This is a genomic window from Paenibacillus sp. ClWae2A, from assembly GCF_032452295.1.
Classification (GTDB): Bacteria; Bacillota; Bacilli; order Paenibacillales; family Paenibacillaceae; genus Paenibacillus.
In genome coordinates this window covers 1,218,935-1,241,179 of the sequence record NZ_JAULSQ010000001.1, presented here as the reverse complement: position 1 = coordinate 1,241,179, position 22,245 = coordinate 1,218,935, and the positions used below count along the sequence as shown (strand labels likewise).

Genomic DNA, 22,245 nt, shown 5'->3' with positions numbered 1-22,245 from the left:
TGAAGGAATGGAACGTGAAGAGGCTGTAACGTTATTAAAATGTCATTCCTTTTCCTATGATGATCTGAGTCATCCCAAGATGGAGAAAGGTTTTATTGGCAGTCTGCGGCCCTTTCGTGGACATTTGATTGAGCAGAATTTTCATGAGTTGATGGAGATACTGCGGGTTCTGGCACCAGAACTTGCACGGCCTTCACTGGACCGGGAAGTCATGGCATGTCTATGGGGAATTACTCATATGGCACGCGCCTGGGCCGTTGAACCTGAGGGTATGCTTCGAAGCAACAACCTCATCTCGGACGAGCAGGTGGCGTTGATGGAACAATGGCTTAATTTGTTATCTTACGCAGTCATGATTCTGATTGAAGGTGGCGGAGAGGAAGAAGCGTTTTGGGAATATCATCAATATCTACAAGAAGAGAAGGGCTGAGATAGGGAGGTGTGGTGAGATTGGAGCCGAATGTATCGTTAAACGTGCTAATGGACGAGCTGAATCACTTGTTAGATGAGAAAATACAGGATCACGAGATTCGGCAATTGTTCGAAGAATATCAACATCGGGAAGGTGCATCCGAGGAAAGTCTGGATTTATTCGAAAAGGAGTATGGCGTCCGGCTGCCTGGTGATTTTCGTACCTTTTACCAAAGGAAAGACGGCAGTGGTTACGGGTTGCATGTGCTGTACCCGGGTGATGCCGAGACAGGCCGATGTACACCCTTTTATCTGATGTCATTGGAAGAGATTCGAGAGACCAAACAATACTTCTGTGAAGTGGATGAGAAGTTGGAAGAGTATTATTCTGCAGAAGAAATTAAGCAGTTGGACCCGGAGATCAAGCCATACCTGTTCCATAAACCATGGATTCCTTTTGCCACGATCGCGGGAGGTTCACTGTATCTGATGCTCGATTTTGATCCAACGGAGGAAGGAAAGTATGGGCAGATTATTATGTACGTGCACGATCCGGACTTTGTCTATTATCTAACGCCTACCTTCACGGATCTCCTCAGTATGTCAAACCATAATCTGAAGATGATGGGTGAGATCACGTATTAAATCCTGCACGATTAGAGAATTCCTTCAATAATAAAGAAGCCGCCCGAAGCAGCTCCTTTATCTGATCTGAACCAGTACTTTGAATAAGTCTAATGATTACGGATTACCACTGGAAGAAACGATGTCCGTGAAATCCGCCGCCTGGAGGTCCTCCGTGTCCACCTGGACCACCCGGACCACCAGGTCCACCTCCGTGAGGTCCACCGGGATAGCCACCTCCTGGGAAATGACCAGGGTGTCCACCGGGGTAACCACCGCCGGGATAGCCACCATGCCACCAAGGACCACCGATCGGATATGGCAGTGGAACAGGAACGATGGGCGGGTATGGATAGGGATAAGGGTAAGGATACGGTGGGGGTGGCGGATAATAAGGGTAAGGATAACCCGCAGGTTGCGGGGATGATACTGAACCAGGGCCGTATGCCATGTAACAAGCCTCCAATAACTGGATTGATGATATCAGCCTATGCCACAGTGGTTTCAGATGATACAGCAGATTGAAGATTAATGAATAATGAGGGGGAACCTATGGTAGCCGTAGCTTTTCACACTGATCCAAGAGGAACTGCCTATGAACTGTTGATTGACGAATTGATTGAGAAGACAGATCGTTTTATGCTGGTTGACAGAAAGTATGCAGTAGAAGGTACACCTGAAGGAGTTGCCAAAGTGTTACATAGGCTGGAACCGTACCTGATTGGAAGCTGTACCATGGAAGAAATGATGATGCAAAGTGGTGCCATGTATGCAGAAGGCATCTATTACATATATCGTTGTATGCCTGAATCCGGGCAGGTCCTTAAGGAGGAAGCCAATCGCTTTCATGACTGGTTATATCCGTCATTGCCGGATGATCTTTGTTTTCTGAAAGAGGATGGGAGCGATTACTTCTACACCGTTGCTCATGAGAATATGTATGGCATGCACATTACACAAGAAGAAGCAATTGAGCTAATGGAGCGTATCACAGGGTTGTTTTTTAGGTTAGATCGACATCAGGACATTCATTCCTTACTGGACGATGCAATCAGGCATCAGACCGATGTGCTGAATATTAGTTCACATTACTTGAAAGAGATTCCGGAACGGATTCGGAAATTGAAGCACTTGAAACGTTTGACGATTTTTGAGCAGGATGTTTATACACTTCCTCCAGCCCTTTTTGAACTGACAACATTGGAAGAATTGGAGATCATGACTGCGGATTTGGGAGGTATTCATCAAGACATTGGAAAATTAAAACAACTTCGAGAGCTTAGAATTTATTGTGGTAGTTCTTATCATATTCCGACCGGATGGAAGCCAAAGGAGAAGTCGGATCTTGGTCTGAAACATATTCCAGCCGAGATTGGTGAATTGAGCGAACTCGTAACTCTGGATATAGGGTACTCGGGTATTTGTGAGCTTCCGCCTGAACTGGAGAAATTAAAGAAACTACGTTATTTGAGTGTAACTGATGGTTTGATCGAGGGAACGCCAGACATGCTCAAGCGAATGAGTTGGCTTCAGAGTGTAAATTTGAACAGTACTCCATTAGGGATTAGTTGGGGGGACATCTCCGACGAAGAAGAATTTTAACAGCCAATGAGCCCTGCTCGGGATGTCCGAATCAGGGATATTTGTTATGTGGTGAAAACTTGGCGGAAATGGGCTCACGTATCTGGGCGCTGGGCATAAGCTGGCATATAGGTTATGACCTAAACCGAGAGCGAAGGGCAGGCGTTTTATTTTGGCAACCTCATACATGGATTACACTTTACCAACCACCGAATTTACTTACGATTTGAGCAATAACCCGTTATTCAAGAAGGATGAGAACAACTATATTAACGCTCTTTCCATCAAACAGTTAAACACACTAGGCAATACTTCTTTATTGGATATTTTCCTCAATACAGGCAATGTGGTTGAACCACATACGCATCAGAATGCAACCGAGTTGGTATACTGCATCAGCGGTTCGGCAGTTGTTTCCCTCATTAATCCGTTTACCAACGAGCTGCTTCATTTCCCGATTACTCCGGGGCAGGTGGCTAACGTTCCTCAAGGCTGGTGGCACTATGAAGTGGCCACTGTAGATCATACGCACTTACTCGCAATCTTTGATGCTCCTGTTCCTGAAGCGATATTTGGCTCAGACATCTTACGTCTTACACCTGCAAAACTGTTGGCTTATACGTACTGTCTGGATGAGAAAACAGTGCAAGAAGCGCTGGCTCCCATTCAAAAGACAGTGATTATTGGCCCACCGGCAGATTGCCAGCCTTCAACTGCTCCTGCCTCTAACAGTGCTCCGAATGTGAATCACCAGCCTTACGTAATGCCTAATGTACAACCCAATGTACAGCCAAACACACAACCCAATGAACAACCAAACATGCAGCCCAACAACCAACCAAACATGCAACCAAACATGCAACCAAACATGCAACCAAACATGCAACCAAACATGCAACCTTACGTGAACCGTCTTCCGTACTGGGGCACTTGGGTTGATCCACGTATTATTCATGAGCCGGGCTGTCCGTATTATAGAGAGCTTCCTGTGAATACGAATAATCAAGGATAAACTCTAATAATGAGCTCCCCCATACGTCATGAGTATGACGTTGGGGGAGCCCATTGATTTACATAGTTGAATTCAATAAGTCGGTAATTTGCACTTTTCCTACGTTTTCTTAAGTTTACTCATAAACGGAAAACTAATAACCTTATCATATAAGTTATAACTTTTATTTAAAAGTAATTACGGTGGCCACCGATTTTTCTTGATAACGCTTTCTTTACGGTTGTTGACATTTATGCTAACCAATACAACAAGAAAAGGTGATGAAGAGTGAAAAAATTGGCGGTTTTATTAAGTGCAGCCCTATTACTTACTTCTTTTCCAGCTGTATCTGCTCCTGTTTCAGCTGCAGTACCTGCACAGTTTACAGTGGATCTTGCGACGCAATATAGACCTGTAACCCATGTTGCTTCAGGTTCGTTGTATGGATTAGCCGAAGAAGGCAGACCCTCAGATCAATTGATTGGTCCTACGAAGCCAAAAATGTTTACTCAAATGGCTCCAAATGGGGGGCAATTGCCTAATGGAGAAACAACACCCATTGGTGATGCACTAGAAGTAGCACCCATTGCTGAACGTAATGGCGCAACAGTGACGATTCGTATGCCTGATATTTATCCTAATTTTCCATATCAGTGGGTGGGCTGGGATGATTGGTTCGAAAAAGTAGATCGTATCGTTGATGCAAGATTGAACTCAGGAGCCCAGAACATTTACGGTTATGAGTTATGGAATGAACCAGATGGAACATGGAACACCCAAGCGGCGGGATCATTTAATGAAGGTTGGAAAAAAACATATCTACGGATTAAAGAAAAAGACAAAAATACCAACATAATAGGTCCTAGTATTACTCAGTATAATGAAAGCTGGCTTAGAGACTTTTTGACTTATGCGAGAGATCATGATGTGTTACCAGATATTATATCTTGGCATGAATTAGGGGCACCAGAAGGTAATTATATCAATGGCCCAGCACCACAATATATTTCTAAACATATAGAGGCTTACCGTGCTATAGAAACTGAATTAGGGATTGCTCATTTGCCGATCAGTATTAATGAATATGGTGTTGTTGATGAGCAGGCCGTTCCAGGAAATATGATGCGATATATTGCTGAATTTGAGCGTTCGGATGTAGATACAGCGAATATAGCATTTTGGTTCCGACCAGGTCGGTTAAGCAATCTGGTTACAGATACGGGATCACCTAATGGAGCATGGTGGATGTACAAATGGTATGGTGATATGTCTGGTCAGATGGCGATGACCACACCAGCCCATGCAACTGCTTTGGATCTGGATGGTATTGCTAGTGTAGATGACTCCAAGCAAGAAGTGAATGTTGTGTTTGGTGGAGGGAATGGCAATCGCAATATCTCTGTCAAAGGATTTGAAGCACTCCCCTATTTCTCCGGTAATGCTCATGTTACATTCGAAAGTACGCCTTGGTATGGAGTCGATACCGCAGTAGATCAAGCAACAACTGAATTTGAAGGCAATTTTACAATAGAGAATGGACAAATATCTGTGCCTGTGAGCAAGCTAAGAGAATCCTATGCTTATCGACTGGTCATTACACCAGAAGAGCAGTCAACGATCAGCCGTTATGAAGCAGAACATGCGACGATTCATTCCGCCAGTCTGTTCAATAATATGAGCGCTTCTAATGGAACTTATGTAGGCCAAATAGATTACAATGATAGTTATGTTCAATTTGCAGTCGATGCTCCTGTTACAGGGGATTATCATGTAACTATTGGATATGCAAATGGAGGTACAACTTCATCTACTCAGCAACTCACTGTAAATGAGCAAGATCCTGCAACACTTCAATATCCAACGACTAACGGTTGGTTGTCAGAAGGGAATAACGATACGATTCAGACCGATGTTTCTTTAAAAGCAGGTAGGAATATTCTGAAATTTACTAAGGGAACAACCGGTTATGCTGAGTTGGATTATATACAATTAAAACCCGCAGGTGACTTTAAAGTTAGAATTGAAGCAGAAGAGGCTAAAATAAACAACGCTAAAGTAAGAGGTAGTTCATTTGCTTCTAATCGTCTTTTTGTTGGAAATATAGACCACCCAGATAGTTCGGTTACGTTCTCCGTATATGCTCGAGAAGCAGGCTCATATAACATGGAGATAGGCTATGGTAATGGCACCGCAGGTGATTCTAGTCAAAATGTGTCGATTAATAATCAAGCGCCAACTGTAGTTACGTATCCAAAAACGGGAGGCTGGATATCTGATTTACCGAATACAGGTACACGTAAAATAGTAACGGTTCCTGTAACGTTGCAGCAGGGAGATAATACAATTGTGATCAGCAAGGGTAACACGGGGTATGCAGAGCTGGATTATATTGAAATCAAATAGTCTGATATAACAGAAAAAACCTTGTTAGCGATATTCGATTATAGAATATGTGCTAACAAGGTTTTTATCTAGCTTATATTAAAACTATTCTTCTAACAGATGCTTCGGAATAGGGATATCAGGGTCTACGGTGACCGTATTGATATAGGTATTGGTATACGTATCACGGAACTGAGTAGGTGTCATACCTACATAATTTTTAAATAGTTTCATCAAATACTTCTCATCACGAAAATGTAATTGATAGGCGATTTCTTTGATCGAGGAATTCGTTGTACACAACAGCTCTTTAACTAAGTTTAATTTCAGTGTATTGATATAACGGATCGTACTTATCCCAAGATGTTTTTTGAATAAACGAGTGAGATGATCGGCGTTAAAACAAAAAGTATCTGCTACTTTTTGCACGGTAAGATCATGGTAAATATTGACTCGAATCCATTCTAAGATTTGCATAAATTTCTGATTATATTCTTTATGGAAAAGCTCATTATGAATAAGCGGCTGCAGATATTTATCCGTAAGCTCAATCATCAACTCCGTGACGAGATAATCTACAGCATAAGTGCTGTAATACGAAGTGTTAGATGTATCCAGAATCTGCTTCATCAATATAATCGGTTTATCCAGATAAGGCAGCGAAAAGAAGTCTGGCAAACATACATATTGATTAATTTCATTCTTCTGCTCTGTGATAACGTTACCAAACAAACTATTCAAAAACTCATCCCCAGATTCGGTTATGGTGGTATGTCGGGGGAAGAAATGTAACCAAAAAAAGCTGGCTCCAGCTTTAGAAGCAGCATATCCAAAGTATTCAACACCAGGTTTAATTAATATTACATCCCCGTGCTCAATTTCATACTGCGTATCACCAACCTGAAGAAATACCGATTCCTTCAAGCCAATAATGAGTTCATAATCTTTCTCAAGCTTCCTTTTTTTGTGTTTCCAGCCTTCATCACTTACAAATTGTCCGCATTTAAAATAAGCAATAGGTCGCTCAATACTTATTTTTGATATCGGTTTCATTAGCATATCTAATCACTCCTTATCGAAATGTCAGTTTTGGATATCAAAAGTCGGATTTGTACACAATAAGAAGTTAAAATATATTCATAGATTATTCGAATGGTATAATAGCTCAATTTTAAACGTCTACAACGGATTTTGTAAATCTATTATTTAGTCGGAAATGGATACCTTTCCTACGAAATCATAAGTTTATCTTGAAATCGTAAGCGCTTACTATTAGATAAGAAAACGCAGTTGCATTTACATTTTGATTTGAACCTGGAGGTTATATTATGCAAACAACGCCCCAATCTTCGCCAGAGCACCCTTCAACTCTTCTGTCAGAGAAAGTACCTTTTCATCGCAGAATAAGTTATGCGCTCACAGATACAGGAGGAAATTTGTTATACAGCATCATAGGTGCTTACCTGCTTTATTTTTATACAGATGTGTTTGGTTTATCTGTTGGGGTAGCAGGGGCATTATTATTGATCACCAGATTAGTCGATGCGGTCGATGCTCCACTCTGGGGAATCATTGTAGATCATACTCGAACTAAATATGGGCAAAGTCGACCTTACTTTTTATGGTTATGCTTCCCATTTGCTGTGTTTACCGTCTTGACGTTTACAACGCCCGATCTGGACGGGACATGGAAAATCGTATATGCCAGTGTAACGTATATTCTGGCAGGGATTGCTTATACGGGGATTTCTACACCAATCACTTCTATTTTACCGAATCTGAGTAGAAACCCGGATGAACGAGTTGTGCTTAATTCATTTCGTATGGTTGGTGGCAATATAGGTAACTTTGCAGCAGTTACATTTACTTTACCATTGGTTGCCTTTTTAGGGGCAGGCAATGATCAAAAAGGATTTTTTTGGACCGTTTGTTTATTCGGTGTTGTTTCTATCATTATGTTTTTGATTGCTTTTGCTGATTTGAAAGAAATCAATACGGAGAAAATCAAAACCATCCCTTTCAAATCAAGCTTCAAAGCGATCAAAGGAAATTGGCCGTGGGTTATTCTAGTTATAGCTAATCTGATATTCTGGATCGCATTAACGATACGTACATCAACGCTAGTTTATTATTTTGAATATAATATAGGACACAAAAATCTAGTACCACTGATCAACGGCATTTCTGTTATTCAAGTTTTAGGCATGATCCTTATTCCGTTTATTGTGAAGGTCTCCAATAAATATTCCACAATGATTTTGGGTTTTGTGCTGGCGGCGTGTGGACAAGTTGTTCTCTTTTTTGCAGGAGAGCATATTGGAATTTTAATTGTTGGCTGGATTATCGCCTGTATTGGATCGGGCATTGCTTGTTCTATGCCTTTTGCTATGTTGTCAGATACCGTTGATTACGGAGAATGGAAATCAGGTTTACGTGCAAGTGGTATGTTGACAGCGATTGGCAGTGCTTTTTGTATCAAAGCTGGATCAGGATTAGGTGGATTCATCCCTACACAATTTATGTCGGCTTTTGGCTACGTACCAAATGTAGCACAGAGTGCCCAGTCGTTAGCAGGTATCCAATTTGTATTTATCTGGCTGCCCGCAATCGTATTTGCACTAGGCATTATCCCGATGTTATTTTATCGACGCTTTGAACGTAATGAAAGCTATATTCGCAAACAATTGTTGATCAAAGAAAATTAAGCTACAGATTAAACGATATTTTGATGTGGCGTAACAAGTTGTACACGATGAGAGGAGATATACCATGTCACTACAATTAAAATCATTAAATATTACAGATCCATTCTGGTCTAATTATCGTGAACTGGTACGTACGGAAATGATTCCTTATCAGTGGAATGTATTGAATGATACTGCCAATATAACGATCGAAAAAGAAAGAAATGACGATACCATTCCTTCTGAAAAGAGTCATGCCATCGAAAATTTCAAAATTGCTGCCGGTTTGAAGCAGGGGAATCATTATGGCTGGGTGTTTCAGGATAGTGATGTATACAAATGGCTTGAAGCGGTTGCTTATTCGTTATCGATACAACATGACCCCGATCTAAAAGAATTAGCCGATGGCGTGATTGATCTTATTGCTTTGGCACAGGAGGAGGACGGTTATCTAAATACGTATTTCACAATTGAAGAACCCGAGCGCAGATTCAAACAGCTTGCTGAAAGTCATGAATTGTATTGTGCCGGACACTTTATTGAAGCTGCCGTGGCTTATTATGAATCGACTCAAAGTGAAAAAGCACTAACCATCGCTTGTCGATTGGCGGATTGTATCGATAACCATTTTGGTAAAGGCGAGCACCAAATTCAGGGGTACGATGGTCATGAAGAGATTGAACTTGCATTAACGAAGTTATACAGCTTAACCGGGGAGCAACGTTATCTGAGACTAAGCCGTTATTTTCTATATGAGCGCGGAACGGATCTCACCTTTTTTGCCAGACAAAAAACAGAAGATGCAGGAACCAAACCTGTGGTTGAAGGCATGAGCCACCGCCAGCTTCGATATTATCAGGCACACCAGCCCGTCTTGGAGCAAGAGACCGCCGAAGGGCATGCGGTAAGACTTGTTTACTTGTGTGCAGCGATGGCTGATGCAGCAAGGCTTGCAGAAGATACTCCCATGTTAGAAGCATGCCGACGTCTTTGGGCCAATATGGTCAATAAACGCATGTATATTACCGGAGGTATCGGCTCAACAGTAGATGGAGAAGCCTTTACCCAGGATTACGATCTTCCTAACGATACGATGTATTGCGAAACATGTGCTTCGATTGGACTTATCTTTTTTGCCTTTAATATGCTGAAAAATGAAGCACGGGCTGAATATGCAGATGTATTGGAACGAGCCTTGTACAACACTGCGATTGCTGGAATGGCGCTCGATGGCAAGCACTTCTTTTATGTGAATCCGCTAGAGGTAGATCCGGGTAGTAGCCGGAATGATCCTGGCAAAAGTCATGTGAAAGTAACACGACCAGATTGGTTTGGCTGTGCTTGTTGTCCACCTAATCTGGCCCGATTATTAACCTCACTTCATAAATATGTATACACGGTTGGGCTGGAGCAAAATACGATATATACCCACTTGTTCATTACAAGTACCGCAGAACTGGAGATGGATGAGCATAAGGTACAGATTGAGCAAACAACGGATTTACCTTGGGAAGGTCATATCTCGATGGTGACTCGGACGGAAGAGCCAACAACGTTTACTTTGGCCATCAGAGTGCCATACTGGGCAGAACGATACACCTTATCGTTGAATGGTAATCCGATTCAGGCGGAAATGAACAACGGATATATTCATATTAATCGTACGTGGGAAAATGATGACACTATCGAATTTGTTGTACCGATGGAGATCAAAGAATATGCAGCCCACCCGCTTGTACGAGCTGATATTGGCAAAGTAGCGATAGGTCGTGGACCTTTGATCTATTGTGTAGAAGAAGCAGACAACGGGAATCATCTTCACTTAGTTCGTTTAAATGTTAAGCAAGATTACGAGTACACCTTCAATCCTGAATTATTAGGTGGAATAGGTACAATCCATGCAGAAGTTGAAAAAAGAAATATTGAGCCGGAATGGGAAAATGTACTGTATGCGTCTCGGGCGCCTGAAACCTATACACCTACACAACTGCGTTTTATTCCTTATTATTGCTGGGCAAACCGAGATTCAGGTGAAATGCGTGTATGGCTTACCAAAGCATAATTAAACCTGAAAGGGAGAATGCATAATGAAATCCAAAATGAAAATTGATCCGGAAAAGTTTGCTTATGCTGTGATTTCAGGTTATTCTTCGGATCAAGACAATGCAGAAGCTATGGCTAAAGATCATTTGGGTTTATTTTTAAATGCGTATATTGTCGTAGAAAGATTTAATGAATTAGAATCGCAGCTGGTCGAAAAGGCGGAACTGAAAGATTTCAAAGCGTTGTTAGCCAAACTTATGGAAGCAAAACTGTTCTAGCTGGTACCACAATGCGTGCAAACGGAAAAAGAAGATGCCTCATCCGCCTTCAACATGGCGGAGGACATCTTCTTTTTGTTGGTGGTTTAAGTTCAGGATGTGTAATTTCGTCCCAAGCCAAGCTCCGTTAATAATTGACGATAAGCAATCGAAGTACGATCTGCGGGGATATGGGCCTCGGCATGCAGATCAAGGGGCAGATCCTCCGGTTTCTGTGACTCGACCATCTCGCGGTCTTCTTCAAAGACCTGCAAGTTGAACTTGATTGTGTCTTCAATCGGAGCGTCTTTGTCAAAATTGCGTGTGATTGGACAGAATAAACGTGTATAACGGGCAGAGATCGGCGAAGCACAATTCAGAATATTCAGCTTGTCGTCTCCTGGAAAATGTACCGTAAGAGAAGCCGCAAAAGGTGGGAACACTCGAAACTCGCGCAGCCATTGGAAACCTTCAGGTGCAACAAGATCCTGCCCTTTGCCATAATTACTCACCGTACTCCAATACTCGGCCAGTAACTCATTACCTTCGCGTTTCACTTTGTATTGGGGGACTTCTGTGTTGTTTCGGTCACCAAACGTTTCGGTATGCACATAGGCAAAATGGGAAACATCCAGGAATCCCTCCATTTGTCGTCCAGAGGAACCAGCAATGTCAAAGTTGGGTGGCAAAATATTGATATAATCCGGATCATCCCATCCAGGGAAGGAGGGGATCTGTTCTTCCGTTCCTGCCAAAGTGGTCCAGATCAAGCCATAACGTTCAACTGCCGGGTACACAATGAGTTTGAGCTTAGGCGAGATCTTGGAGCTTGGGTGCGCAGGCACTGCGGTACATTTTCCTTCACAATTATAACGGAAACCATGATAAGGGCAGACAATCTCGCCATTTTCTACCCAGCCTTTGCTAAGTGGGGCCCCGCGGTGAAAACAAAGATCCTTGGCTACCACAACCTGATCATTACTGCGATAAAGGACCAGCTTCACATCGAGTAATTGAGCAGCCAGTGGTTTGTCTGTTACTTCGGTTGCTTGGGCTACCGGATACCAATATTGGGATAATACATGCCAGTCTTCAGCGGTGAACGTACACCCTCTAGGTAATTCGGACGTCACATTACGGTTTGCATTGGAAGTTATCATCGTAAACACTCCTTGCCGATATGAATAAACGATTCTCTTTTTAATGTTAGAAAAGTTAACTTGATTAGCCGTATGTTACACCTCTTTTGGTCAAAGTATCAATATATCCAACCTACTTTTGGTTGAAATCACAAACGATACAGCAAAAACCGTACATGAATACGGAAATTTTCAGATTTTCATTACGTCAGATGTTAGTAGTGAAAAGTTTTCGCAAAGAATGTCACAGATCCCGGCCGTCATTTGTCTACAGTATGTAAACCAAATGACGGAGGCGAATGAGAAATGAATTTAAGAACGAACTACAGAGCAGTGAGTCCAGGCGCTTTTAAAGCGATGATGGCAATGGAGCAATATATATCCGGGCAATTTGAAAATAAAGTATTGTATGAGTTGTTAAAAATCCGCGTGTCCCAGATCAATGGCTGCGCCTTTTGTCTCGATATGCATGCCAAAGATCTGATGAAACTGGGAGATTATGCGGATCATATTCTCCTGCTGAGTGTGTGGCGTGAAGTGGCTTTCTTCACGGATCAAGAACGTGTTATGCTGGAGCTGGCTGAAGCGGTGACCCGAATCTCGGAACACGGTGTACCACTTGCGTTGTACGATAAGGTTCGTGAACATTTCAGTGAATCCGAACTGGTGGATCTGATCCTGGCCATTAACACGATTAACAACTGGAACCGGATTGCGATTACAACAGGGATGTATCCGGGTTGCTTTAACTAAAACTACACGCACCATGCCAGAGGGGGCCATTCTCATGAATTTCAATCTCCACGCCAATGAGCCAGAAGTGTCTTCTCTGGATGTTGGGGAGTTGTATATTCGTTATAAAAATTATGCATTTTCAATAGCTTACCGCATGCTGGGCAGTGTGGTAGAAGCTGAAGATATTGTGCAGGATTGCTTTGCGGGGATTCAGAGCACGTCTCAGGATATTCGTAATCCCAAGTCCTACATCGCCAGACTGGTTGTGAACCGAAGCTTGAATCTGCTAAATTCAGCCCGTAATCAGCGGGAAAGTTATGTTGGTGAGTGGCTGCCAGAGCCGATGGGTGACAGTGAAGAGGCCAACATGCCAGAGGAAACGATGGAGAAGAAAGAGCTGATCTCCTACGCCTATCTGGTCATGTTGGAGCGTCTATCGCCCATGGAACGGGCTGTTTTTGTCCTTCGTGAAGCGTTCCGATATGATTATTCCGAAATAGCGGATTGGCTGGGCAAAACGGAGAGTAACTGCCGTCAAATCTTTAGCCGCGCCAGACGGAACTTGCCTGAAAGACTTCCGCCGATTGAGCAGAGTGATGCGGATATGATAGCTAAAGGTGAATTGCTGAGCCGTTTTACAACGGCTTTCCTTCGTTATGACGTCTCTGCCATGCTGGAGTTACTGGCGGATCAGCCTGTATTTACAGCAGATGGCGGTGGCGTTGTGCATACGGTTATGAGAACAATGAACGTTCATAAAGGTGTACTTGCACTCCTGACCTCACGGCGAGTCCTTACGCGATTGCGTGAAAGAGAATGGGTACCCATGTGGATCAATGGCGAACTTCAACTTGCGTTGATGAAAGAAGGGCAGTTGTCCGAGGTACTCTGTTTGGAGTTGGACGCTTCCGGAGAGAGGATTGAGGGCGTGTATCTCGTCGTTAATCCGAACAAACTTACATCAATAGGCACTTCAACTCTTTGATCAAAATGTAATGACTTGATATGTAAGCTTAAAAGCGGCAACCTCTGTCTCGAGGACTGCCGCTTTTTTTGCATTCACATTTTGCTATCCAGCATCCAATTATTCAGAGGCAAATTGTTGTTGAACAGGTTCAATGATTGCTCTGACTTCAGGTGTAAGCTCATCATTGTTCTGATTGAGAACCAGCAAAATCTTTTGCATGGCATCCAGAAGAACACTCTGCGTATGGGGCTCCCGGTAAGCCAAAGCTTTCTCGTAAGCCCGTTTCACCTCAGGGTCCATGGTGCGAATTTCTTCATCCGTGTACCAATCATAAGCAGGTGTGTTGTCACTTCCGTAAAACAGATAATCCACAAATAACCCTTGCTTCACTGCTGATGTGCGATTGGAATTCGGGAAGTTGTTCAAAAAGGCTTCTTTCTCCAATGCACGCTGGATTAATTCGTTCCAAGGGATGATAATGCCACCATCTGAAGTTGTCATTTGGTTGGACTCGGTAGCCATTATTTTAATGTAGGCAGCAATGTCTGCCTGGACGAAGGGCTTGAACTTTTGGTATATCTCATAATTGATGATGGGGTAATACAAGCCTTCACTGGTTTCTAGTTTGAACCCGAGATCTGATGCTTCCTGCAGAAGTTTCTTCACGGTCGAATCTTTAATTTCTTTCAGCAGACGACTAAATGTAAGCTTTTGTTCGTAACCAAGTTGTTCATGGGCTTGAGACAAGGCTTGTTGAAACTGTTCCGTATACATTTTCTGATCCATATCAGCCAGCTTCAAGTTCTGCATGTTCTCCAGTTGCAGCGTCATTAGTGTGGCCTGCCAAGGACCGACTTTATCGATATGATTCATCAGGTATTTACGTGCTTTAACCAGACTTTCTGTGGACTTTACTGCTTCTGTTCGATAGGTTTGGAATTGATGAAACACCGCTTTGGAAGTGGGAACAGGTGCAGCCAGTGTTGTTGAAGGTGTGATTATTGAGCCAATGGCAGTACAGCCGAGAGCCATAGCCAGTAAACCAAGTTTAGCAGGTTGCTTCCATCTCATTTGTATACCTCCTTATAATGAAAAAAAGCCATTTGAATTTGGTTTTAACTGCATTTTACCGTATTTTATATGTAGGATCCGTATGTTGAATATGTAAGTGCTGTCTTTGATTAAACCAGTTTCTGGTAAGCGAATCAAGTGTCTTCAGTAGGAAATGATTATAAATAACCAAAGAACAGCCTCTAAAACCCGTATGGGTTGAAGAGACTGTTCTGGGGAATCGGACTTTATTTTCTTATTAATGAAGTGGTTTATTGCTGGTAGGCATCTGAGGTGCTCCGGTTGCTGGAATATATGCCTGAAGCATCTGTTGTGTATCACTTGGATTGAGTTGAGGTACTTGATAATAGGCATTTTTATTCTGGAACATGAAAATTTCATAGGCCATCTCGATAAAATGCTGGATCTGAGAAGCGATGACTCGGCGAACCGTACCATTGGTGATCTCGCTGCAGGACATGCCGAGCAGACTCGCATGTGACTTAATCAGTCCCAACATATGAGCACTAATCCCGGCATCCTTTACATCGGCCAAGCTCTGGTTTGGCTTTTTCGGTGCTGAGGGCTTAAGGCCATATACCGGTGGTTCGATGTTGGGGATCATATAGGTTGCTGTCTCTTGATGAGGCTTCTGTCCGGATGCAAAACACTCTGCTGTCAGATTGTACTGGGATAATATGAAATTGTATTGCCGGTCCAGAATGCCAATCAGTTCCTGACTCTGCACAAATGTACGAAAGATCATATATTGATCCAGCACGTTAATGGTGGAGGACAGAATCTCATGCACATCGAACATCTCATGACCGCCATGATTCATGTTAGGGGTGATATTTGGATTGGTGTTCAATGTAGGTTGTACTAAATTCTGAGGGTTCATGGAATTTGGATTCATTGTAAATTTGATTCTCCTTTGGTAAATGGTATGATTCTATATAAGTTGAACGAAAGAATATTTACACTTGCCACTCCGATGACAGAACAACCTTCCGATCGCTGTTATCCCCAGATTTTTAATTCAATTTTACAAAGGTGAAAATCCGGTGATAAGCTTATGCTTCCGAAGTAGCTTTCTTGTAGAAAGCTTTTAGCGAACGCTTCGCTTCTGTAGTTTGTTTCTGTCCTCTGCGTTCTCGTGCAAATGTATAGTTCAACTTCTATAGTATGCTTGTAGAGTAGTAAGTTTATGTAATATGTTAGGAATATTTGCACAAATAGGAATAGGCATGGTGGTGGTTAAAGATGGAAGAGACCGATTGGGGTGTAGCAAAGGATTTGTTCCTCAAACATTACGGGAGCGCTATACAGATGCATCGAGAAGGCGTATATGCCGACTATAAGCGCTGGGATGTACCCCAAGAGTTAGAAGAACAATGGATAGGGGAGCGGATTCAACAATTAAGTTCCGAGCTGTCTATCATGAATTGGGATGCGGTGGATGAGCTTGCGTTGATTGCCAAACATCGGACAGAACCCAGTATTATTATGGCAATTACAGCATTTGCATCGAGACAATTGAAGAGTGCTGACAGTATGGTTCGTCTTGTGTATGCTGAACGTCTGATTGAGCTGATTAAACGGTATGAATCTTCTCTGCCGATGGACAAGATACGGGAAACCTATCAATTGACGATGGACTTGCTGGTTGATGTGGCGACGAAACCGTTGGTGCTTGATCCAGGTCATGAATTACAGCAGTATGGATTAAAGGATAAACGTGGATTGAATTTGCGCGTGGAAAAGAATAAGGAAGAAATCATCCGATATTTTCAAAATTAATTGAATTTTATCAAGTGAGGTCAGAAACATTGAGAAAACTGAATTATATTCGCATATTTATTTTCCTTAGTGTGGTCACAGTAGTAACGCTTGGGCTGTACTATGTAGCCGCAGATTGGCTGGATCAGCGTTATTTCCGCTTCCTGATCTGGAATCTGTTCTTGGGCTGGATTCCTTTTGTGTTCTCTTATGCATCCTATCTTCTAATTGATGTGAAATGGAAAGGTGCCATATGGCTAGCAGTCGCAAGTGGGATGCTGTGGTTGTTATTTTTCCCGAACTCTTCTTATATTGTAACGGATTTGGTTCATCTGACAGCAAGAAGTTCCCGGTATTATGGTGGTAATGGGGTCGACTACACGTATTGGTACGACTTGAGTGTTGTATTGATGTTTGTCTGGACTGGACTCCTGCTTGGATTCCTGTCGATGTATCAGCTTCAGGAAGTGATCTATCACCGAATTGGACGCTGGGCATCCTGGATCTTTGTACTGGCTGGCTGTGCTTTAGGGAGTTATGGAGTATTGCTTGGGCGTGTATATCGACTGAATAGCTGGGATGCACTGACGAATCGTGAGACGTTGATTGAGCTGATGCACGAAAGTGTAAGCCGCCCGTCTCTTGCGTTTTGCCTGTTTTTTGGCACGTTTATCCTCACAATCTATGCCACCTTGTATTATCTGATCAATACGAGGTCTCCCCGTGAAATGAAGAAGAGTGCAGGAAGTCCTGAGGCGGACCTGCAAGCGTTACGCTAACGTATGTTTTTTTAAGGCCGAACTCATTCGATCTAATCTTAATTTATATTGCTTAAAGGGCTGTTCCAAGTCATATTCATGGCTATTGGAACAGCCCTTTAACATTGCATCGAGCGCAGGAACTTCTGAAGAAAAATACCTCTACTTATCAGAGATTAACTCAAGGATTGTTTTCACAACCAGTTCGGGTTGATCGTGAATAACCATATGACCACTGCGTGTGGCCATGATAAGCTGACTATCCTTCGATATATTCAACATGTTACGCTGTCCCGATTGCCATATGGCTTCAAGCTTCTGCCCAATCTCAACCGGAATCCCTGCTTGAGCATATTCTTGAGGACGTCCACGTGCAATGATACGTACAGGGATTGATCCAAGACGTTGGCCACGAATGGCATCTTCTGTTGAATGAGCGTGGAGGGCTTCTTCTTCTTTGGCGTGAAAATAGGAAGGAGTAGCAATCACATTAACAAAAGTATTCCGATCTTGCTTGGCAACCAGACCATCAAGCAAAAAGTCTGGAAATAATCTGAAAGCGCCGGATAACTTCAGTAAGGATAGGAGGAAGGCAGACGGGTTTCCCTGAAACTGAGCCTGTTCCAACATAGCCTTAGTATTCTGTTCATCATCCTCAGGTCTCGCATCAATGAGGACTAGGCTCTGAACCTCACTTGTATAGGTCTGTGCAAAGAGTCTGGCATACATACCACCAAGGGAATGACCTACCATAACGTAAGGTCCCTGGATATTCTCCTTCTCCAGAGCTGCATGTAACTCTTTGACGATATTCGCACCTGTACGTTCTGTAGGGGCAGATTCACTCCAGGCATATCCTGCACGATCATACGTGACCACCGTTGCATGTTGGGCGAGTGCCGCAGGAATTTCTCTCCACGACAAACTCGTCTCACCACTTCCAGCCTCCATAAGTATGGTCGGCGAGCCATTGCCTTGTTTATGAATGTGCAGTTGGTAACCGCCGACTTGAACTAACGTACCCGGAGGTGGAAAATCCTTTTTGGCCTGCGACGAAGCAAACCACTCGTAAAGAAATGCTGCAACGAACAGGAGTAGCATTGTGCAGAATAGCCTTACTATTAAGATGGAAAATCTGAATTTCTTGCTTTTCGAGGTGGGGGTAGTTGTATGCATGATTTTATGAATTCCTCTCCTACAGGCTGTTTTTCTATTTAATACAATGTGTTAAAAAGATTATAGCACAGTGTATTACAAAAAGAGAAGTTTGGTGTATAATGTTGTCATGCCAAAAATCGTAGATCATGAAGCTCAAAGGAAAATCGTTGCTGATGCAGCAATACGGGTCATACAAGAGCATGGACTGGAGCATGCTACAGTTCGGAATATAGCGAAGGAAGCGGGACTATCTGTAGGTTCTATGCGTCATTATTTTGCCACACAGGCCGAATTATTCACCTTTTGTATGAACCTTTTTGCAGAACGGGTACAGAAAAGGGTGGAGGCGTTACAGATGAGTGGATCTGTCCTGCAGGATATGAAGAATCTGCTCTTGCAATTTCTGCCGTTGGACGAAGACAGAATGATGGAAATGGAGGTCTGGTTTTCGTTTACAGCCAAATTATTGGTGTACCCCGAATTAAAAAAGTTAAGTGATCAGATGCATCAAGGGATGTATCGGTCTGCTCAGTGGGTAATACAGGAGTTGCAGAAGCAGGGCATGACACATCCTGAACTGGATGCCGAGATGGAGATAGAGAAGTTATATGCTGTTGTGGATGGACTCGCCATTCATATGTTAATGCAGCCAGATAGACTTACGGTAAAACGAGTGGAACAAGTGATTGAACAGCATTTGAGCATGCTTTGTCAAACTTAATATTGCGTTGTTTGAAGAAGGGTTATTTCCTTTTATAAGGGAGTAATCCTTCTTTTTATGAAAATGTGGCAGGTATACAGGATATGACGAAGAATTAAGAATGAGAATGTAATGAATACATAGACAAGTAGGTGAACAACAAAATGTTGAATGCAGTAGAGCTGACAACAAAAGTAGAAGAAGTCATGGAACACGTGAATTTTTCGGGTGTTGTATTACTCCAGCAAGCCGGGAAAACCCTTTTGAATATGAAACGTGGTTATGCGAATCGCAGTGAAGAGCTTGCCAATCAGGTGGATACACGCTTTGGGATTGCATCAGGATGTAAGATCTTCACGGCAGTGAGTATATGCCAACTAATTGAAGCAGGCAAGTTGTCCGCGGATTCCAAGCTTACGGATGTGTTGGATGTGGAGTTTCCACTGTGGGACGAAGGAATCACCATCCAGCAGTTGTTAACACACACGTCAGGCATTCCCGATTATTTCGATGAAGAAGTGATGGATGACTTTTCAGAATTGTGGAAAGAGAGACCCGTCTACGCGATGCGGCGATTAAGTGACTTTCTGCCCATGTTTCAGCAGTTGCCGATGAAGTCGTCTCCGGGTGAACGTTTTCACTACAACAATGCGGGTTTCATTGTGCTAGGGCTAATCGTGGAACAGCATTCAGGACTGTCGTTTACAGATGTTGTGGAAGAGCACATTTTCAAAAGGATTGGCATGAAGGACTCCGGTTATTTCGTAACAGATCAGCTTCCGCGTAACACGGCTTTAGGGTATATCGATCATGAAGATGGCTCATGGAACACCAATATGTTCTCCATTCCTGTCAAAGGTGGATCAGATGGTGGGGCCTATGTTACGGCGCCGGATATGATTCGATTTTGGGATGCTTTGCTGGATCACCAATTGTTGAATGCTGAGACAACACGGCAGTTATTAACTCCACATGCTCATCAAGAAGGTGAAGAGTATTATGGGCAGGGTATCTGGATTGACCGCAAGGGGGAAGGGATTTTCAAATTTCATGTCATGGGGTTTGATCCAGGGGTGTCGTTCATGTCTTCCGTGTATCCAGACTATGATCTACAACTGGTTGTGCTCTCGAATCAAGAGTTTGGTCCGTATCCAATCACGGTTGCCATCGAAGAAGCATTGGCATAACAAAATAAACCCTCAGCCTATGGATTGGTTATCCTACAACAGGTTGAGGGTTCATTGGTTTAACCATGGGTCGAACAAGATAAAAGTACGGCTTACATGTATAACATTTTCCATAGTTCAGGAGCGATTAAACGAGGGAAAACATCCAGCGGAGGTTTCTCTTTCTTTCGTTTGTCATTGGTTAACACGGTAACGAGTTCAAGTTCTGGAACAATATATACATACTGACCACCAAATCCTCGCGCGTAATAATAATGGAGATTGGGTCTGTCGTTCTCAGAAGCACTATCTTCGGCAACAGACCTTTCATTCGGATAGACATCGACCCACCAATGCCAAGCATAACTGCCGTAATTAGGTGGGCTGACTGTAATGAATGGCTGCGTAGAACGGGTAACGAGATGATTGGAAATGAGAGACTCCCCTTCCCACATTCCTTGCTGTAGAAAAAGCTGACCAAATTTCAGCAGATCTACGGGTAACATCTTAAGACCGAATCCGCCGGTGTGTACACCTTGGGGGTCGCTTTCCCATTCATAATCCTTAATTCCCAGCGGCTCAAAAAGATAACGTTCTGCGAACGCGGCTACGTTCATACCTGCATTTTGCATCAGAATGGCGGATAGGATCTGTGATACTCCTGAGTTGTACTCCATATGTGTACCCGGTACATGACTTAACCGTTGTTCCAACGCAAAATCCACCCAATGATCGGTGCGGGTCATGCGAGGGAATGAATTCTGCCCACCGAACTCGTCCCAGTTGAATCCGGCTGTCATGGTGAGCAGTTGTTCCAGTGTAATCGCTGGTTTGCGCGGGTCAGGATCGGATGTCAACTGTGGGAAAAAGGTGGAGATTGGGGTTGATGCCTCTGGCAACAAACCTTTATCCATTGCTATACAGATGAGTGCGGACAGCACACTCTTGGTACATGAATTGATTTTTGCAATATCGGTCGCAGCTTCTTGGTTGCGGTAGTGTTCATACATAATCTCACCGCGTACGCTGACCAGGCAGCTTCGCAGATCCAGCGGTGGAATGATACGTTCTAACTTGGATGACAGTGATGAAGGATTCATAGTGTCCTTTCTGTGCGGTTATTTGTTAGAAATTATGTGGAAATAGGTGTCCATTATCTTAGCATACTCCCGAGGTAGGGCTCAACAAGCGCTACATTATTATGTTACAGTAAGCATGTAAAATGCTATTTTCAATGTAAGCGATAAGAAACCCATGCGAATATCGCATAAATCCCCAGCATTGTCTGTCAATCTTATATAATTGTCATGAGAAGAGCACAAGACATTTATTAGAGAAAGGGGGATGTGAAATGGGAAATATAATAGAAGAATTATATTACGGTAACCTGAGACCAGAAGAACGTATTGTTCCTAAAGATTCGGCGTATCGAGCTATTAATAAGGAGATTACAGCTTATATCGAAAAATTCCAGAGAAAGCTTTCGGAGGATGACTTTAAACAACTCGAGGTATTGTTTGATATGATGGATCAAGTTCACTCTATACATTCAAAAGAGGCTTTTGCGAGTGGTTTCAAAATTGGGACGTTGATTATGATCGAGAGTGGATTCACAAGCTAATATTTTGGTTTTTCACAATTTGTGGTTACATAGTTAACCTCTTTCCTATTACCATGTGGAAGAGGTTTTTACTAATATGAACATGCCAATATAGGAAAAATATCATATGAAACATGAACTGTGTTAGTGCGTATTAAGGTTAGAAATGGTAAAATATCAATGCCTAAACATAGAACAAGTAGATGGAAGATCAATAAAA

At 42.8% G+C, this 22,245-nt stretch carries 22 protein-coding genes; 15 read left to right on the top strand and 7 right to left on the bottom strand.

Annotation, left to right across the window (positions count from 1 at the left end):
• Positions 1–7 precede the first annotated feature (7 nt).
• Positions 8–430, top strand: coding sequence for a hypothetical protein (locus QVE09_RS05115; RefSeq protein ID WP_315935954.1), 423 nt, complete (start codon positions 8–10; stop codon positions 428–430).
• A 20-nt stretch (positions 431–450) separates the two neighbouring features.
• A complete protein-coding gene (locus QVE09_RS05110; RefSeq protein WP_315935953.1) occupies positions 451–1,056 on the top strand; it encodes an SMI1/KNR4 family protein in 606 nt (201 codons plus the stop codon).
• Between the two features lie 103 nt (positions 1,057–1,159).
• Here QVE09_RS05110 and QVE09_RS05105 read toward each other — a convergent pair whose 3' ends face one another.
• Positions 1,160–1,486 carry a hypothetical protein gene (locus QVE09_RS05105; RefSeq protein WP_249912298.1) on the bottom strand — a complete coding sequence of 109 codons (327 nt, stop codon included), beginning with the start codon at positions 1,484–1,486 and terminating at the stop codon, positions 1,160–1,162.
• 101 nt (positions 1,487–1,587) lie between these two features.
• Here QVE09_RS05105 and QVE09_RS05100 point away from each other — a divergent pair, with 101 nt between their 5' ends.
• The 3 genes from QVE09_RS05100 (at position 1,588) to QVE09_RS05090 (ending at position 6,010) form a co-directional block, all read left to right on the top strand.
• Entirely contained in the window at positions 1,588–2,637 is a 1,050-nt protein-coding gene (locus QVE09_RS05100) for a leucine-rich repeat domain-containing protein (protein ID WP_315935952.1), read from the top strand.
• A gap of 151 nt (positions 2,638–2,788) precedes the next feature.
• Positions 2,789–3,628 (top strand): cupin domain-containing protein, encoded by an 840-nt coding sequence (locus QVE09_RS05095; RefSeq protein ID WP_315935951.1) that lies wholly within the window; start codon positions 2,789–2,791, stop codon positions 3,626–3,628.
• 267 nt (positions 3,629–3,895) lie between these two features.
• Entirely contained in the window at positions 3,896–6,010 is a 2,115-nt protein-coding gene (locus tag QVE09_RS05090; RefSeq protein ID WP_315935950.1) for a CBM35 domain-containing protein, read from the top strand.
• 84 nt (positions 6,011–6,094) lie between these two features.
• Here the strand turns inward: QVE09_RS05090 and QVE09_RS05085 are convergent, their stop codons facing one another.
• Positions 6,095–7,048 (bottom strand): AraC family transcriptional regulator, encoded by a 954-nt coding sequence (locus QVE09_RS05085; RefSeq protein ID WP_315935949.1) that lies wholly within the window; start codon positions 7,046–7,048, stop codon positions 6,095–6,097.
• A gap of 269 nt (positions 7,049–7,317) precedes the next feature.
• On the opposite strand from QVE09_RS05085, the gene QVE09_RS05080 reads away from it, so the two are divergent.
• From QVE09_RS05080 to QVE09_RS05070, 3 genes are all read left to right on the top strand, one after another.
• A complete protein-coding gene (locus QVE09_RS05080) occupies positions 7,318–8,694 on the top strand; it encodes an MFS transporter (protein WP_315935948.1) in 1,377 nt (458 codons plus the stop codon).
• A 64-nt stretch (positions 8,695–8,758) separates the two neighbouring features.
• On the top strand, positions 8,759–10,735 hold the full coding sequence (locus tag QVE09_RS05075; RefSeq protein WP_315935947.1) for a glycoside hydrolase family 127 protein: 1,977 nt from the start codon (positions 8,759–8,761) through the stop codon (positions 10,733–10,735).
• 25 nt (positions 10,736–10,760) lie between these two features.
• Complete coding sequence (locus tag QVE09_RS05070) at positions 10,761–10,994, top strand: hypothetical protein (protein WP_315935946.1); 234 nt, start codon at positions 10,761–10,763, stop codon at positions 10,992–10,994.
• 92 nt (positions 10,995–11,086) lie between these two features.
• Here the strand turns inward: QVE09_RS05070 and QVE09_RS05065 are convergent, their stop codons facing one another.
• Entirely contained in the window at positions 11,087–12,133 is a 1,047-nt protein-coding gene (locus QVE09_RS05065) for an aromatic ring-hydroxylating oxygenase subunit alpha (protein ID WP_047843487.1), read from the bottom strand.
• Between the two features lie 285 nt (positions 12,134–12,418).
• Here QVE09_RS05065 and QVE09_RS05060 point away from each other — a divergent pair, with 285 nt between their 5' ends.
• A complete protein-coding gene (locus QVE09_RS05060) occupies positions 12,419–12,865 on the top strand; it encodes a carboxymuconolactone decarboxylase family protein (protein ID WP_249912302.1) in 447 nt (148 codons plus the stop codon).
• 34 nt (positions 12,866–12,899) lie between these two features.
• Entirely contained in the window at positions 12,900–13,832 is a 933-nt protein-coding gene (locus QVE09_RS05055; RefSeq protein ID WP_315935945.1) for a sigma-70 family RNA polymerase sigma factor, read from the top strand.
• Between the two features lie 99 nt (positions 13,833–13,931).
• Here the strand turns inward: QVE09_RS05055 and QVE09_RS05050 are convergent, their stop codons facing one another.
• Together QVE09_RS05050 and QVE09_RS05045 are read right to left on the bottom strand one after the other, a co-directional pair.
• Positions 13,932–14,885, bottom strand: a complete 954-nt coding sequence (locus tag QVE09_RS05050; RefSeq protein WP_315935944.1) for a hypothetical protein — start codon at positions 14,883–14,885, stop codon at positions 13,932–13,934.
• Positions 14,886–15,123: 238 nt separating this feature from the next.
• A complete protein-coding gene (locus QVE09_RS05045) occupies positions 15,124–15,765 on the bottom strand; it encodes a spore coat protein (protein ID WP_397387012.1) in 642 nt (213 codons plus the stop codon).
• A gap of 362 nt (positions 15,766–16,127) precedes the next feature.
• On the opposite strand from QVE09_RS05045, the gene QVE09_RS05040 reads away from it, so the two are divergent.
• Together QVE09_RS05040 and QVE09_RS05035 are read left to right on the top strand one after the other, a co-directional pair.
• Positions 16,128–16,664 (top strand): hypothetical protein, encoded by a 537-nt coding sequence (locus QVE09_RS05040; protein WP_315935943.1) that lies wholly within the window; start codon positions 16,128–16,130, stop codon positions 16,662–16,664.
• Positions 16,665–16,693: 29 nt separating this feature from the next.
• Positions 16,694–17,422: a DUF1361 domain-containing protein gene (locus tag QVE09_RS05035; RefSeq protein WP_315935942.1), complete on the top strand. Its 729-nt coding sequence runs from the start codon at positions 16,694–16,696 to the stop codon at positions 17,420–17,422.
• A 141-nt stretch (positions 17,423–17,563) separates the two neighbouring features.
• On the opposite strand, the gene QVE09_RS05030 is transcribed toward QVE09_RS05035, so the two are convergent.
• Positions 17,564–18,502: an alpha/beta fold hydrolase gene (locus tag QVE09_RS05030; protein WP_315935941.1), complete on the bottom strand. Its 939-nt coding sequence runs from the start codon at positions 18,500–18,502 to the stop codon at positions 17,564–17,566.
• Between the two features lie 184 nt (positions 18,503–18,686).
• Here QVE09_RS05030 and QVE09_RS05025 point away from each other — a divergent pair, with 184 nt between their 5' ends.
• Together QVE09_RS05025 and QVE09_RS05020 are read left to right on the top strand one after the other, a co-directional pair.
• Positions 18,687–19,280 carry a TetR/AcrR family transcriptional regulator gene (locus tag QVE09_RS05025; protein ID WP_315935940.1) on the top strand — a complete coding sequence of 198 codons (594 nt, stop codon included), beginning with the start codon at positions 18,687–18,689 and terminating at the stop codon, positions 19,278–19,280.
• Between the two features lie 143 nt (positions 19,281–19,423).
• Positions 19,424–20,446: a serine hydrolase domain-containing protein gene (locus tag QVE09_RS05020; RefSeq protein WP_315935939.1), complete on the top strand. Its 1,023-nt coding sequence runs from the start codon at positions 19,424–19,426 to the stop codon at positions 20,444–20,446.
• A gap of 92 nt (positions 20,447–20,538) precedes the next feature.
• Here the strand turns inward: QVE09_RS05020 and QVE09_RS05015 are convergent, their stop codons facing one another.
• Positions 20,539–21,525: a serine hydrolase domain-containing protein gene (locus QVE09_RS05015; protein ID WP_315935938.1), complete on the bottom strand. Its 987-nt coding sequence runs from the start codon at positions 21,523–21,525 to the stop codon at positions 20,539–20,541.
• A gap of 251 nt (positions 21,526–21,776) precedes the next feature.
• Between QVE09_RS05015 and QVE09_RS05010 the strand changes: the two genes are divergently transcribed.
• A complete protein-coding gene (locus QVE09_RS05010) occupies positions 21,777–22,046 on the top strand; it encodes a DUF6809 family protein (protein WP_315935937.1) in 270 nt (89 codons plus the stop codon).
• Positions 22,047–22,245: the final 199 nt, after the last annotated feature.

Excerpts from the sequence above, each read along its gene's own strand:
- QVE09_RS05075 (WP_315935947.1), top strand. The coding sequence starts at position 8,759 with ATGTCACTACAATTAAAATCATTAAATATTACAGATCCATTCTGGTCT.
- QVE09_RS05050 (WP_315935944.1), bottom strand. The coding sequence starts at position 14,885 with ATGAGATGGAAGCAACCTGCTAAACTTGGTTTACTGGCTATGGCTCTC.
- QVE09_RS05040 (WP_315935943.1), top strand. The coding sequence starts at position 16,128 with ATGGAAGAGACCGATTGGGGTGTAGCAAAGGATTTGTTCCTCAAACAT.
- QVE09_RS05100 (WP_315935952.1), top strand. The coding sequence starts at position 1,588 with ATGGTAGCCGTAGCTTTTCACACTGATCCAAGAGGAACTGCCTATGAA.
- QVE09_RS05025 (WP_315935940.1), top strand. The coding sequence starts at position 18,687 with ATGCCAAAAATCGTAGATCATGAAGCTCAAAGGAAAATCGTTGCTGAT.
- QVE09_RS05020 (WP_315935939.1), top strand. The coding sequence starts at position 19,424 with ATGTTGAATGCAGTAGAGCTGACAACAAAAGTAGAAGAAGTCATGGAA.
- QVE09_RS05065 (WP_047843487.1), bottom strand. The coding sequence starts at position 12,133 with ATGATAACTTCCAATGCAAACCGTAATGTGACGTCCGAATTACCTAGA.
- QVE09_RS05015 (WP_315935938.1), bottom strand. The coding sequence starts at position 21,525 with ATGAATCCTTCATCACTGTCATCCAAGTTAGAACGTATCATTCCACCG.
- QVE09_RS05085 (WP_315935949.1), bottom strand. The coding sequence starts at position 7,048 with ATGCTAATGAAACCGATATCAAAAATAAGTATTGAGCGACCTATTGCT.
- QVE09_RS05115 (WP_315935954.1), top strand. The coding sequence starts at position 8 with ATGGAACGTGAAGAGGCTGTAACGTTATTAAAATGTCATTCCTTTTCC.
- QVE09_RS05060 (WP_249912302.1), top strand. The coding sequence starts at position 12,419 with ATGAATTTAAGAACGAACTACAGAGCAGTGAGTCCAGGCGCTTTTAAA.
- QVE09_RS05080 (WP_315935948.1), top strand. The coding sequence starts at position 7,318 with ATGCAAACAACGCCCCAATCTTCGCCAGAGCACCCTTCAACTCTTCTG.
- QVE09_RS05045 (WP_397387012.1), bottom strand. The coding sequence starts at position 15,765 with ATGAACCCTCAGAATTTAGTACAACCTACATTGAACACCAATCCAAAT.
- QVE09_RS05070 (WP_315935946.1), top strand. The coding sequence starts at position 10,761 with ATGAAATCCAAAATGAAAATTGATCCGGAAAAGTTTGCTTATGCTGTG.
- QVE09_RS05105 (WP_249912298.1), bottom strand. The coding sequence starts at position 1,486 with ATGGCATACGGCCCTGGTTCAGTATCATCCCCGCAACCTGCGGGTTAT.
- QVE09_RS05010 (WP_315935937.1), top strand. The coding sequence starts at position 21,777 with ATGGGAAATATAATAGAAGAATTATATTACGGTAACCTGAGACCAGAA.
- QVE09_RS05030 (WP_315935941.1), bottom strand. The coding sequence starts at position 18,502 with ATGCTACTCCTGTTCGTTGCAGCATTTCTTTACGAGTGGTTTGCTTCG.
- QVE09_RS05055 (WP_315935945.1), top strand. The coding sequence starts at position 12,900 with ATGAATTTCAATCTCCACGCCAATGAGCCAGAAGTGTCTTCTCTGGAT.